This is a genomic window from Neobacillus sp. Soil_C_43 (assembly GCF_057656715.1).
Genome location: NZ_JBDGJV010000002.1, coordinates 1 through 12,498 on the forward strand (window position 1 = coordinate 1; position 12,498 = coordinate 12,498).

Consider the following 12,498-nt stretch of genomic DNA (forward strand, 5'->3'; position numbering starts at 1 on the left):
TATTGATGGTGAATTACCTGATGGTACACGTGAGCCAATCTTCCGTAAAGGGAATTGGGCTTTCTAATTGATTTTGTGGAGACCATAGGGACGGTTCTGGTGGTTTTTTATCTCAAGGTTGATATTAGATGGGAGCCATGAGAACCGTCCCCGTGGTTTTCTCATTAGGATGTGGGGGTTATGATAAGTTTTGGAAAAGTAGTGTATCCAGCATTCATACAACAGGAAGATGAAGGAGGAATGTTTGGTGTTTACTTCCCGACTCTTTTTCCGGAAGCTGGGTGGGATTATCCATTATCACGAGGAAAAACAAGAAGTAGAGCACTAAAAAATGCAGAAAAAGATTTAGCTTTCTCTTTGGCAGGAATCTTATATGACAATGAAGAACTTCCTGAACCGATCCCTATCCAAAGCAATAAACTTTCTCAAGGGATGGAATTAATTGATGTGGAGACTTCATTTGACCAGTATGCTGAAGAAATACTGGAGCATTTAAAAGGTCGCCATTGGCATATTGGCTATTACGATGCAGAAAATGATGAATACATAAAAGCTATTGGGTTTAAAAATGACAAAGGAATGTGGGACATTTTTTTTGCGGATGACTCAGAGGAAGAGGGCCACCCGGAGGAAACTTTACTTTTTTCCGTAAGACTACATTCTGAAGCCGAGGAGAAATTCAAACAATTTGTTGAGGGTGTTATTCTGAAGCGTCGAGGGGGTTAAAGAAGATTGACTCGTAGTTAAACGAACGGGGTGCGTTGATCCTAGAAGGATTAACGCTTATTTTATGAATTAACGCTTATTTTTACAGAAATTCCTCACTAACGGTGCAGTTTAGTTTAAGTGGAATCTTTCACAATCTGCATTTTAGTGTAAGATAGGGTAATTTTCTTGGTTAATTCATCTTCCTGACAAATATCCATTGCACTCTACACAAATTGCCCCCCACCATTAGGCAGGGGATGCATGTATTTATCGTTTACCACTTACGAAAATTCGGCCGTCAAGTGAGAATTCTTGCAAGACCGAATGCAACTCCTGCAGCAATTCCTCCAGTAATCATTGTTTGAAAAGCACTCTTCACCGGAGAAGTTCCTGTAAATCTTCCTTTTACATATCCGAAAATTAGTAATGCGATAAGGGTGACAATAACAGAAACCATTAATGCTGTTGCAGGTTTAAGAAAGATAAAATATGGAAACAAAGGGATTAACCCTCCGACAATATAAGAAATAGCAATAGTAATCGCACTGTTTCTTGCTCTTGTTGGCTCCGGCTTTTCTAGTCCTAATTCAAATTTCATCATAAAATCCACCCATTTTTCAGGGTTCTTTTTCATAGTTTCAGTAATCGACTTGATTTGGTCTTCTTCAAGCCCATATTCCCTGAAAATTTCAGATACTTCCTCTTCTTCACGCTCTGGTAGTTCAATTACTTCGCGCCGTTCACGGGCAAGTTCAGATTCGTAATGTTCCGCATCTGTTTTTCCTGCCAAATATCCGCCAAGTCCCATTGCAATTGACCCTGCTGCAATTTCAGCGCCTCCTGCTGTGAGAATTAATGTTGTTGTATCAACAGCACCGGACAAACCAGCAGCTAATGCAAACGGTACGGTTAATCCGTCTGACATACCAATGACAACATCTCTAATCAAGTCAGATCCAGAAAAATGTTCTTCTACGTGATGTAGATGTTGATCCATTTTTTTACCTCCAATTTAACTAATGTAAAACAGGATTATCCCAATTCTTATTATGCTAATAAAAACATATAAATAATTCAGATTTGGGTAAATTTAGTTGGATTGTGATATGTTTCAATTTATCGTTTTTGTTGATTAAATTGGACTGTTGAATAATGTGAAGAAATGTACTTTAGAGTAACGGGTAAATTGAATAAACAGGATTTGTTTTACGTTTTATAGAAAGTTTTATTAGAAAGTCATATTAAGAGGGGATATTTAGATGTCAAACCATGAAAACGATGAAATGTTAACAGGAGGGAATGTTTCTAACGTTTTTCGTTCAGGAGATACTGTGCGACGAGAATTAAAGCCAGACAGTACCAAAATTCATAAGCTATTCAAGCATTTGAAGGACAAGGGTTTCAGTTATGCACCAAAATTTTTAGGTATTGATGAAAAAGGAAGAGAGATATTATCGTTTATTGAAAGAGAGGCTGGTAATTATCCTTTAAAAGAATATATGTAGTCGGATGATGTCTTAATAGAAATAGCGAAAATGCTCCGTCTTTATCATGTTTCTGTGAGTGATTTTCCAATTGATGATCGCTGGGAATCGATAGACAACACCCCCCAACCATTTGAGGTACTATGCCATAATGATTTTGCCATTTATAACATTATTTTTAATCATGGTAGACCAAAAGGTATTATTGATTTTGATGTTGCTGGGCCTGGTCCACGACTTTGGGACATAGCTTATACTCTTTATACTTGCGTCCCCTTAAGTAGATTTTATCTTACTGAAACAGGTGAGAAGGTTTATTATAATTCATTACAGCATGCTAACCGTATAAAACAAAGAATTCGATTGTTTTTTGAATCTTACGGTGAGGGTATAGAAGAAGCTTATATGGAAATGGTATTGCTGCGATTAGAAGGGTTATTTTGCTTGCGAAGCAACTTTTAAGTCGCTCTAATGAAATCTTAATTCCAACCGAAACAGAAATTGCAGTATTTGAGCCTAAAAAAGATGATGATCATAGAGTAGGCCATTATTATGTGGGGTTCATGGTAAGTGAGAAATTAAAGGAAGTTCCCTCCGGAATGGATTTTATCGAAACAAATAATAGTTACGCGTCTACGAGAGGGAATATATCTAATTTAGGTGAACTTCATGTGAATCTATTGAAATGGGCAGAACAACAAGGTTATGAAAGAGATCTTAATGCTTATATTATAGAGACTTATCACCCTATGGCAGAAGGGGAAGAAGAGGTACAGATTTACTTGCCTATTAAGGGTTAAAGGTATAAATCTTCTTTCTTCAAAAAAATGGATAGGTGGGGGTGGGGAATTTGAATAATCTTTTTAAAGTAGGTTTGGTTATTAGTTGTACAGGTTTAATCATGCTTTTTACATATTTTTTAGGGAATGAACTTTTAAAACAGCTTTCTGGCGTGGAGGAGTTCTGGTATCTAACACCTTTACTTGCAATTATTGCTGCTACTATTTTTGTAGGAGTGTTGGGAATGATTGTGCGGGCTGGGGGTTATTACGGGAAATAAGTCCCGATTTCTAAACTAAAGGTGAAGGTTAGCATACTAGGGAATTATTTTGATGGGAGAATGTTAGCAGTGTATAAATAGATTACAAAATTATTCATCAAGAAAGAACGAGGACTAAATTCATGGACAATCAAAAAGCCGAAAAGTTAATAAGATACATTATTCTTTTCCTATCCTTAGCATTCGGGTTGCTACTTCATAAAATTATATTTTTGATTATTGGTGCAATAATCTCAATTATTGTAACAATATATTTCAAATATAGGATTAAAAGAGTTCCTTAAAAGGATGAATTTCGATATACAAAGGCAAAATCTAGAGTGTGAAGAAATGTAATTAAATTATCAGTTGTAATACTTCAAGATCAAAATGAGTTGCGGCGAGCGGCTCATTTTCTATTTGAGCTTATGGGGCAGTTTTTCATAAGAATAATCGGATGTCCCGCTAACATTGTGAGTTTCAAATATGAAAAAAAAGCCTTATTAGGCGTAAAAATGGGCCTTTTTGACGAAAGGTTTTATTGACAAGAGTCGCTATTTAGTAATACTATATACCAGTAGTAAGTATTGCTGAATACCTGTAACACACAATACCTGTGTTACAGAGTACTGAAAATTAAATGGAGGTAAGAAATTGGAAAATATCACAGAAATGCTGAAAGGGGTGCTTGAGGGTTGTGTGCTTGAAATCATTAGCCGTGGAGAAACGTACGGTTATGAAATCACGCAACAGCTGCGAGAACTTGGCTTCACTGATGTAGTTGAAGGCACAGTTTATACGATAACCATGAGGCTTGAGAAAAACAATCTGGTGAACATCGAGAAAAAGCCATCCACTATGGGACCGCCGAGAAAATTTTACACACTCAACGAAGCTGGTCAAGAACAGCTTGAAGTTTTTTGGAGAAAATGGCATTTCATCTCAAGCAAAATTAACGAACTTAAAACTAAAATATAATTAAAAGGAGAGAAGTAAAATGAGTTTTTTTGAAAAACTGATTGGAAGTCTGGATGACAAGCGGGAATGGAGGGTGATGGAGGCACGTGGGAAGGCACTTCCAAGTGAGTACAGCAATGCTTACAACGCCATCAAAAAATATATGTGGACCGCTGGTGGCCCCTCCGACTGGAAGGACAGCAGCCGTATCTTTAACGGCATTCTCGATCTCTTCGAGCAAGGTGCGGCGGAAGGTAAGAAAGTCACTGATCTCACGGGTGAGGACGTGGCCGCTTTCTGCGACGAACTAGTGAAGGACGAGAAAACTTGGAGAGATAAGTATCGTAAAAAATTAAACGATACAATTGGTCGTGGTTAACGGCGAAATTAAATTTTAGAAGAAATGATTCTGAGAATCATGAAACGATTGGGTAAAATGAAAAATTCAATAGTTAATCCCTGCTGAATAGCTGGTTACAAATGTAATGAGTGACCTACACTATTCAGTTATATTTTTAATCCAGTAGTAAGTAATACAGATTATCAGTCAGACTAAGTAGTAGGGGGTAGGGAATTTCACGTCTTGCTGCACTATATAAGGAGGAAAAAGCATGAGCAATGCTGCGATTTCTGTAAAAGGATTAAAAAAATCCTTTAAAGATAAGGAAGTGTTAAAGGGAGTGGATTTTGAGGTGCGGCGTGGCGAAATTTTCGCACTGCTGGGCTCCAATGGAGCGGGTAAGACGACGACGGTCAACATCCTCTCGACGCTGATGAAGCCCGATGGTGGCGAAGTAAATATTTGTGGCTTTGACATCCAGCGTCAACCAGATCATGTTCGCCAAAGTATCAGCCTGACAGGGCAGTTTGCAGCTTTAGATGGCATGCTCACAGGAAGGGAAAACCTGATGATGATCGCCAAGTTGCGGGGAGTTGCCCATCCCGCTCAAGTTGCCGACAATCTGCTTGCCAGATTCAGCCTCACCGATGCCGCCAACCGCCGGGCAGACCAGTATTCCGGCGGGATGAAGCGCCGTCTTGATATCGCGATGAGTCTGATTGGGAAGCCAGCAGTTATTTTTCTCGACGAACCGACAACAGGGCTAGACCCCGAAGCACGGATTGAAGTCTGGAATACCGTTAAAGAGCTTGCGGGCCAAGGCACGACCATTTTGCTGACGACCCAGTACCTGGAGGAAGCCGAACAACTGGCGGACCGTATCGCTATCCTACATGGCGGAAAAATCATCACGACCGGGACCCTTACCGAACTCAAGGAGAAGTTCCCGCCAACGAAAGTGGAGTATATCGAGAAGCAGCCGACATTGGAGGAAATTTTCCTCGCGATCATCAGCAATAAGGAGGAGATGTAAATGAAAAGCAAAACAGGGGTATTACTAGAGCGTTTATTACTAAACATCATGCGCAGCCCGGATACAATTATCACGGTTGCGATTACTCCGATTATGATGATGTTGCTGTTTGTCTATGTATTTGGCGGCGCCATAGAGACGGGCACGGACAACTACGTCAATTATTTATTGCCTGGAATTTTGCTGATGGCTGTTGCATCCGGCGTCGCTTACACTTCCTTGCGGCTGTTTAACGATGTAAAAAGCGGGCTGATGGCGCGTTTCATTACCATGCCCGTCAAGCGCTCGTCGGTATTATGGGCGCACGTGTTGACCTCGCTTGTATCCAACGCACTTACAGTTGTAGTGGTTATCCTTGTCGCACTTTTGATGGGCTTCCGTTCCAGCACTGGTATCTTGGAGTGGCTCGCGGCAGCTGGGATACTCGGGCTCTTTACGCTGGCGCTGACATGGCTGGCGGTCATTCCTGGATTAACAGCGAGGTCTATGGAAGGGGCGACAGCCTACTCGTACCCGTTGATTTTCCTACCGTTTATAAGCTCGTCTTTTGTGCCCACCGAAACCATGCCTAAAATTGTCCGTACGTTCGCTGAGAACCAGCCCGTGACTTCCATCGTGAATGCGATTCGTGCCCTCTTATATGGAGAGTCTGTCGGCAATGATATCTGGATTGCGCTTGCCTGGTGCGCCGGCATCATGGTCATCGCTTACTTCTTCGCCAGTAAACAATTTAAACGCCACTTTTCTTAATTTATTTTAAAATCATTGTCTAATGGTTCCGTGATTTGTTCTTTAATTGGCCACCCATACTGTTGATTGATTTCTTTAACTAATTCATTTAAAAATTCATCGGATATAAAGGGACTTTTTTCTATGGAATTTTCGTCATCTTATTTTCAACAAAAAAACGTCCTTCTCCTGAAATATAGGCTAATTGGTTGGCTTGTGGTGCCCACTTAAACCAGTCACCAAATCCTAACATCCTGCCGATGTCTTTGAACACTTTTCCATCTGAAGATAAGGCACATAAAGGGTTACTGTCCATTGCCCAAGAAGGAGTTGGAGTACCTAGAAAGCTAACCCATTTGCCGTCATGACTCCACTTGAAATTACCAACATCAACGGCAAATAGCTTTTTTTCATCGATTGGGATCGAATACAATAACTTCGCTTTATTCTCATTTAGACTCATATTCTTAGGGATGCGAAACAATTTGATTGGCTCCCAGCCAGTGGGAAGGCGATTCGACGTAGCAGACACAATAAACTCTTTCCCATTAAGGGGAGCTTATGAGAAGATTTCTTTTGTTTGGGGTAATTTTAGGTTTCGCAGTATTATTCGCTTTTTTAGTTAATAAACAGGTGTTAGAAGCGAAAGAGAAGGAGCGGGACTTGGCACACTTGAGTTATATTCCTGTTGTTCGTGTAGGTGAGCAGCGGTTGGAAATATATGAATATGGCCAGTGTAAAAAGGGTTCGAATAAGGAAGAAAAGGCGGAAATAGGACCACGATCTTGCGACACGGTAACTGAGGAAGAAGCACTTAAAGGGAAAACAGCGGAATTGTTTAATAAAGATGCTGTACTAACTATAAAAAATATCGAGCCCTCTGGGGAACTCGAAGACAAGGCTGGCCCTGACGGTGGAGTGAGAAGGACAGTCAGCGGCGGTTATACATTTGTTTGTAATGGGAGATAACAGAAGGAAAAGCAAAGATAGCCGTGTTATTGGAGCGATACCTATGAAAAAAGTAATAGGGACAACAAAAGTTGTTTTTTATCCGCTAAAAGAAATTAAAATCGTAAATAACTAATAAAGCTACAAAAAATTGATATTAAAAATGGCTCAGAATAGTGAACTGAGCCATTTTATATTTCATTGCAAAAACAGATAAAAATGGCAGTACAGATTCTACTACATTTTCGATTACATTTTCGGTTTTTGCGATAGGAAACGGAAACCAATTAGGTTTTTACCCGCTCTTTTTTTTGTTGCAACCTTATTTATAGAAAATTTTTTCGGTATTGTATTTAGCGTGAAGCGTATTTATAATATAGGTTTCATAAATTTCTCTTTCCATCGGATCTTCAATTACACAGACAGCAATCTTATATACCTCATGGCGGTGAAGTTTGATTGGAGATACTTGATCCTCAAAGTGACGCTTTACGCGTGGTCTTAATTTTCTTGCCTTACCAACAAACAAAAGTTCATCATTGGCATTAAAAAATAAGATAATCCCGCCTTTATCCCTTGGAATCTTATTGTAATTTGTAAATCCATACTCACTGCTTAGAGGTGCTTCTACTTTTTCTCCAACTTGATTTGATTTCGTAATCACTATATCTGGATTTGGTATATCAATTTTAATCATATAAAAATTTCGCTCCCAACTTATTATAAACAGTTATTTCATTTTGTTAACAGTTTATTATAGCATAAACTGTATACCACAAACAAAAAGGCGTTAATTTTCTTTTATAGAGTTTTTGTTATAATGAAAGAAAAAAATCTAGTAATTAGGTGGAATTGTTGAATGCGATTGATTGTTAAAACTCAAGTAATTGCCATAATTGTTTCTATTTTGTGGCTTCTCTATGTAAATATAATTGCTTTTTTTGATCAACCAGAACGTGCACTCCAATATATTAACTATTTTGTATATGGATTGGCGTTTCTTGTGGGGATGATCTATTTCCTATTGGCCAAATATTTTATCGGTCGAAATTGGTTTGCAGTTCTATTGGTAGTGATTCCGTTTTTGCTGATTTACAAGCCAGCAGTCCTACACATTTCATTAAGTTTTATGACTAATGGAAATGAAGCTGTAGTTAATTTTATCTCACTGTCTACTGGAACTGTCCATCTCTTGGCTTTAATCGTAGGATTAGCGATTGGCGTTATGTTTTCTAGACCCGCGCTCAAGAGATAAACGCTATAAAGAGGTTTGACATCAGGCAAACCTCTTTTGCCTTTTATGGGGTATAGTCAACATTGGATGTATAGTTATTAGCAGCGTTCCAAATTAAAAATTCCTGGATTCCTTGTGTTTGCAAAGCCCGTATTTGATCTTCAATTTCCTGCTTACCATAAACTTTATAATTCCCTTTCCCAAGCCATGTTGCGGTGAAATCCTGGAGCCATGGCCTTGATGTCGGTGGGGAGGCAAGCAATTTCAATCGGGCGTTTTCCACCTTTGCATACTCTTCAACCAACCGATAGGGCTCTAAATCAGGCTTAGCAATTCCGAAATTTCCATTCCAATGGCTAGGATAAATCATAGCTGAAATGACATCTACGTGTTCAGCTATTTTCGAGAAGTTCTGCCCAATGCCACTTGCTTCTGGAATAACTGTTGCATTTCCAAAGGTATCAACAGACATTTTCACCTTATAAGGATATAGTTTCTCCTTTGCATATTCAACAAAGCCTGTTACGGCAGCGACCCGGTTACTCCCTTCTTTTTTTCCCATATAAGAAAGAGGTTTCTCAAGCGTTTCAAACTTTTCGGGAAATCTTACGTAATCAAATTGGATTTCCTTAAAGCCAAGGTTGACTGCTTCAATGGCCATCCCAATATTATAATCCCACACTTCTGTTCGAAATGGATTGGTAAACGAATCTCCACGTGAGTTCTTCCAGATTCCATTAGAAGTCTGAAAACTCCAGTCTGGGCGAGACGAGGCTAAAACATTATCTTTAAAAACAACAATTCTAGCGATTGGATAAATATTATGCTCTTTTAACTTCATAATAAGTGCTTTTGGGTCTTTAATATAAGGTTGACTAGCTCTGTAATAGGGTGAATTTTTTTCGGGAATGAAAGTCAAGTTGCCGTGGTCATCCTTAATATCAATTACCATCGCATTTAAATCGGTTTGGTCGACGAGGTTCAGTAACTTATTAAACTGAGGACCCTTCGTATTGGATGCTTTTACATAAATGCCCCTAATTGGTTCTTTTTGTTGTTTACCACTAGCCAAAACTGTCTGATTATAAAAAAATATAAATAGAACAAGTAATAATGCAAAAAATTTTTTCACATGCTCACCCCTAATTTTTTTTATTATGGTTTACATGCTGCAAGGAATTCATTCCGTTTCTAAAAAAATGAATCTTATCCATTCATTTTAAATAGTGTACACTGAAATGGACATGTAGTTAGAAGGGACGAACGTAGTGTGGAAGGAAAATGGCTGATTGCCGATCGTGACTTAAATGAAAGAGAAGGACTAAAATGGTTATTAAAAACTTCATCCATCCCAGTAATAGACATTACATTAGCAGCTGACTTTCAGGAGTTTATTTTAACATTTGAAAGAGAATGTCCTGATATTGTATTAATGGAGCTGGATATGATCAGAAAAGAAGAATGGTCTACCTTCCGTGACCTCATGCATATCTATGATCCTATCCTACTTCTAACTAGCGCAGAGGCGACATTCGAAAGGGCTCGTCTGGCTATTGAAATGCAGGCTCTAGATTTAATGATTAAACCTTTTTCAACTACCAAGGTGAAAACAGCCTGTCAAAAGGCATCACGAAAACTGGTGAGAAACGCACCATCTCAAACTAGAACAGAGAGTTATAAAGATCTCTCATATGAGGCTTTATTTATTCCACAAACATCCGACATAGAAAATTTCCAAATGGCTGCTTTTCAATCTGAAAGTATAGGCATGGTTAGCACTCTACATTCCTTTTTAAACGATTATCCATTTAATGATTTACACGGGAGTTTTGTACTGACCGATATGGTGATTCTCTTGTTCAAAGAGAAGTGTCAAAATAGCACGGAGCAATGTCAAAAAGCTATGAGGAAATGGGAAGAGGAGTTCTCAGATCCACTTGGAATAGTTGTATACAGTGATCAATACTCAACTAAAACCTTGAATGAAAAGTATTTGGAAGTCCGAAAAATGCTTAATTTTACCTATTATAAAGGATACCGGCAGGTTGTGGAGTTCAAGTATTCATTAGCCTGGGAACACGTGGATCCCTTTTTAGCACCGCCCGAGCAAAGGGACTGGGTTGACATGCTCAATGCTCTCGATATAGAAAATATAAAGAAGTGGTTGTATGATGAATTTCTACAATTAAAAGAACCCTATCCCGATCCCGGATTAGTCAGAATTAGACTAACAAGTATCCTAGCGCAAATCAGACGGTTTATGAAGACGTACCAGCTAAATGAAGATCCCATTTATGAAAAGGAATACCGGACAATCTTCAATTCAATCCTTTATGATACTGTACTTTATCGGACCGTACAAAATTTGATCTTGTTTATTCAAAAGATATTTCATGGAGCAGAATTAATTGCCCAAAGCCTCAAACAAGATCCGATTGAACGTGGAATGTCCTTTATGGAGAGTAATTTTTCGAACAGCAGCCTCAGGCTGGAGGATGTTGCGCATTATGTGGATAGAAATCCTTCCTACTTCAGTCATTTGCTGATTACGAAAATGGGATCCAGCTTTACAGAGTTGTTGACAAGGATTAGGTTGAAGGAAGCAAAGCGGCTATTAATAGAAACACGGAAGCCCGTTAAGGAAATTGCTATCCTTGTGGGGTATCAAAATGCGAATTATTTTAGCAGAATGTTCCGTGAAGCCTTTGACATGTCACCACGGGAGTTTCGTATGCAAAAAATTAATAGGGGTTAAATAGGAGACTCGGTTTTCATATAACGGGTTCTCTTCAGGGGGAGTTTACCCAAAATAGCATTAAAAATCACAGACTGTTTCGCATAAGCGGAATGGTCTATTTTTATTGATATAAGCCTTTTTTACTGAATAAAAATCAAAAATTGCATTTATTTTAGCATAAAATCGGTATCGTACAATGATTTATGTTCACATCGGAAATTATGCGATTTTTTTGTCTAAAATGTATACTAAAATAGATGTTATTTTTCAGTACAAAAGGAGTCCAGCAAATTTTAATAGGGAAGGAACGAAACAATGAAAAATAAATGGTTTAAGAGATTAAAACCTCTTTTGTTAACCGTAATAATTCTAATCAGTCTTTATTTTGCGGGTAGCTATATACTTGATAAACTATTCGGAGATATGTGTGGAAACGAGATTATTCAAAAGTTACCGTCACCGAATGGAGATAAAGTAGCTTATATTTTTCAGCGAGATTGTGGTGCTACAACTGGAACATCATATCAGTTATCACTTTTTGATGCAGATGAGGAACTTCCAAATAAATCTGGAAACACATTTGTTTCAGATAACCAATTTCAAATCAAATGGATTACCAACGATAAATTACGAGTGAAATATAAAAAGTCCTCAAAGTCATATGAAATGGATAAAAGTGTGGATTGGACTAAGATTGAATATATAGGAAAATAAATGAGTAACACTTAAAACATTTTCATACTAAAAGAGAACCGAAAATCGATGCTCTTTTTGCGTTTTTAATACTTTTTTAAGTGTCATACCTGTTGCTGAAACGGGCGGGAAAATTGGTGTTTTTATTATAAAACTCCCCTTCAAGAGAACCCGTTAGTTTTCATACTGGGTCTTTTTTGTTTTTAGTCTTAGTTGGTTTAAGTTTGGACAGACTCAGTCTTGGAACTAGCAACATAGTCAGAAGTCGATTCATCTTTGGACAGACTCGCGCAGGGAACCAGCAACATAGTCAGAAGTCGATTCATCTTTGGACAGACTTGTGCTTGAAACCATCAACACTGTCAGAAGTTGAATCATCATTGGACAGACTCGTGCTTGAAACCATCAACATTGTCAGAAGTTGAATCATCATTGGACAGACTCGCGCAGGGAACCATCAACATAGTCAGAAATTGAATCATCTTTGGACAGACTCTTGCAGGGAACCAGCAACATAGTCAGAAGTTGAATCATCATTGGACAGACTCGCGCAGGGAACCATCAACATAGTCAGAAATTGAATCATCTTTGGACAG

Annotated in this window: 15 protein-coding genes and 2 pseudogenes; 13 read left to right on the top strand and 4 right to left on the bottom strand. The window is 38.5% G+C overall.

Going from position 1 to position 12,498, the window contains the following annotated elements; all coding sequences use genetic code 11:
• Window positions 1–180 precede the first annotated feature (180 nt).
• Window positions 181–726 carry a type II toxin-antitoxin system HicB family antitoxin gene (locus AC3A54_RS04600; RefSeq protein WP_487653490.1) on the top strand — a complete coding sequence of 182 codons (546 nt, stop codon included), beginning with the start codon at window positions 181–183 and terminating at the stop codon, window positions 724–726.
• Between the two features lie 280 nt (window positions 727–1,006).
• Here the strand turns inward: AC3A54_RS04600 and AC3A54_RS04605 are convergent, their stop codons facing one another.
• Window positions 1,007–1,705 carry a VIT1/CCC1 transporter family protein gene (locus AC3A54_RS04605; RefSeq protein ID WP_487653491.1) on the bottom strand — a complete coding sequence of 233 codons (699 nt, stop codon included), beginning with the start codon at window positions 1,703–1,705 and terminating at the stop codon, window positions 1,007–1,009.
• Window positions 1,706–1,967: 262 nt separating this feature from the next.
• Between AC3A54_RS04605 and AC3A54_RS04610 the strand changes: the two are divergent.
• The 7 genes and pseudogenes from AC3A54_RS04610 to AC3A54_RS04640 form a co-directional block, all read left to right on the top strand.
• Window positions 1,968–2,630: pseudogene (locus AC3A54_RS04610) on the top strand (phosphotransferase); the annotation flags it as partial.
• Window positions 2,631–2,632: 2 nt separating this feature from the next.
• Entirely contained in the window at window positions 2,633–2,992 is a 360-nt protein-coding gene (locus AC3A54_RS04615; RefSeq protein WP_487653492.1) for a GyrI-like domain-containing protein, read from the top strand.
• Window positions 2,993–3,042: 50 nt separating this feature from the next.
• Window positions 3,043–3,252 carry a hypothetical protein gene (locus AC3A54_RS04620; RefSeq protein ID WP_487653493.1) on the top strand — a complete coding sequence of 70 codons (210 nt, stop codon included), beginning with the start codon at window positions 3,043–3,045 and terminating at the stop codon, window positions 3,250–3,252.
• Between the two features lie 633 nt (window positions 3,253–3,885).
• Entirely contained in the window at window positions 3,886–4,209 is a 324-nt protein-coding gene (locus tag AC3A54_RS04625) for a PadR family transcriptional regulator (RefSeq protein ID WP_487653494.1), read from the top strand.
• 19 nt (window positions 4,210–4,228) lie between these two features.
• On the top strand, window positions 4,229–4,567 hold the full coding sequence (locus tag AC3A54_RS04630) for a DUF1048 domain-containing protein (RefSeq protein ID WP_487653495.1): 339 nt from the start codon (window positions 4,229–4,231) through the stop codon (window positions 4,565–4,567).
• A 232-nt stretch (window positions 4,568–4,799) separates the two neighbouring features.
• Window positions 4,800–5,561: an ABC transporter ATP-binding protein gene (locus AC3A54_RS04635; protein ID WP_487653496.1), complete on the top strand. Its 762-nt coding sequence runs from the start codon at window positions 4,800–4,802 to the stop codon at window positions 5,559–5,561.
• Window positions 5,562–6,311: an ABC transporter permease gene (locus AC3A54_RS04640; protein WP_487653497.1), complete on the top strand. Its 750-nt coding sequence runs from the start codon at window positions 5,562–5,564 to the stop codon at window positions 6,309–6,311. It abuts the gene before it with no gap.
• Between the two features lie 121 nt (window positions 6,312–6,432).
• Here AC3A54_RS04640 and AC3A54_RS04645 read toward each other — a convergent pair whose 3' ends face one another.
• On the bottom strand, window positions 6,433–6,822 hold the full coding sequence (locus AC3A54_RS04645; RefSeq protein ID WP_487653498.1) for a hypothetical protein: 390 nt from the start codon (window positions 6,820–6,822) through the stop codon (window positions 6,433–6,435).
• A 29-nt stretch (window positions 6,823–6,851) separates the two neighbouring features.
• Between AC3A54_RS04645 and AC3A54_RS04650 the strand changes: the two genes are divergently transcribed.
• Together AC3A54_RS04650 and AC3A54_RS04655 are read left to right on the top strand one after the other, a co-directional pair.
• Window positions 6,852–7,259, top strand: coding sequence for a hypothetical protein (locus tag AC3A54_RS04650; RefSeq protein ID WP_487653499.1), 408 nt, complete (start codon window positions 6,852–6,854; stop codon window positions 7,257–7,259).
• Window positions 7,237–7,374, top strand: a pseudogene (locus tag AC3A54_RS04655) (S26 family signal peptidase); the annotation flags it as partial. The gene AC3A54_RS04650 and the pseudogene AC3A54_RS04655, both read left to right, overlap by 23 nt.
• A 186-nt stretch (window positions 7,375–7,560) precedes the next feature.
• Here the strand turns inward: AC3A54_RS04655 and AC3A54_RS04660 are convergent.
• Window positions 7,561–7,935, bottom strand: coding sequence for a nucleotide excision repair endonuclease (locus tag AC3A54_RS04660; RefSeq protein WP_487653500.1), 375 nt, complete (start codon window positions 7,933–7,935; stop codon window positions 7,561–7,563).
• 162 nt (window positions 7,936–8,097) lie between these two features.
• On the opposite strand from AC3A54_RS04660, the gene AC3A54_RS04665 reads away from it, so the two are divergent.
• Window positions 8,098–8,493 (top strand): hypothetical protein, encoded by a 396-nt coding sequence (locus AC3A54_RS04665; RefSeq protein ID WP_487653501.1) that lies wholly within the window; start codon window positions 8,098–8,100, stop codon window positions 8,491–8,493.
• A gap of 43 nt (window positions 8,494–8,536) precedes the next feature.
• On the opposite strand, the gene AC3A54_RS04670 is transcribed toward AC3A54_RS04665, so the two are convergent.
• Entirely contained in the window at window positions 8,537–9,568 is a 1,032-nt protein-coding gene (locus AC3A54_RS04670) for a putative glycoside hydrolase (RefSeq protein WP_487653781.1), read from the bottom strand.
• A gap of 174 nt (window positions 9,569–9,742) precedes the next feature.
• On the opposite strand from AC3A54_RS04670, the gene AC3A54_RS04675 reads away from it, so the two are divergent.
• Window positions 9,743–11,227 (top strand): helix-turn-helix domain-containing protein, encoded by a 1,485-nt coding sequence (locus AC3A54_RS04675; protein ID WP_487653502.1) that lies wholly within the window; start codon window positions 9,743–9,745, stop codon window positions 11,225–11,227.
• Between the two features lie 297 nt (window positions 11,228–11,524).
• Window positions 11,525–11,923, top strand: a complete 399-nt coding sequence (locus tag AC3A54_RS04680) for a DUF5412 family protein (protein ID WP_487653503.1) — start codon at window positions 11,525–11,527, stop codon at window positions 11,921–11,923.
• The last annotated feature ends 575 nt before the right edge of the window (window positions 11,924–12,498 follow it).

What these genes read in the sequence shown, in the direction of transcription:
- AC3A54_RS04600 (WP_487653490.1), top strand. Translation starts at nt 181, where the DNA reads ATGATAAGTTTTGGAAAAGTAGTGTATCCAGCATTCATACAACAGGAA.
- AC3A54_RS04605 (WP_487653491.1), bottom strand. Translation starts at nt 1,705, where the DNA reads ATGGATCAACATCTACATCACGTAGAAGAACATTTTTCTGGATCTGAC.
- AC3A54_RS04630 (WP_487653495.1), top strand. Translation starts at nt 4,229, where the DNA reads ATGAGTTTTTTTGAAAAACTGATTGGAAGTCTGGATGACAAGCGGGAA.
- AC3A54_RS04635 (WP_487653496.1), top strand. Translation starts at nt 4,800, where the DNA reads ATGAGCAATGCTGCGATTTCTGTAAAAGGATTAAAAAAATCCTTTAAA.
- AC3A54_RS04640 (WP_487653497.1), top strand. Translation starts at nt 5,562, where the DNA reads ATGAAAAGCAAAACAGGGGTATTACTAGAGCGTTTATTACTAAACATC.
- AC3A54_RS04650 (WP_487653499.1), top strand. Translation starts at nt 6,852, where the DNA reads ATGAGAAGATTTCTTTTGTTTGGGGTAATTTTAGGTTTCGCAGTATTA.
- AC3A54_RS04660 (WP_487653500.1), bottom strand. Translation starts at nt 7,935, where the DNA reads ATGATTAAAATTGATATACCAAATCCAGATATAGTGATTACGAAATCA.
- AC3A54_RS04665 (WP_487653501.1), top strand. Translation starts at nt 8,098, where the DNA reads ATGCGATTGATTGTTAAAACTCAAGTAATTGCCATAATTGTTTCTATT.
- AC3A54_RS04680 (WP_487653503.1), top strand. Translation starts at nt 11,525, where the DNA reads ATGAAAAATAAATGGTTTAAGAGATTAAAACCTCTTTTGTTAACCGTA.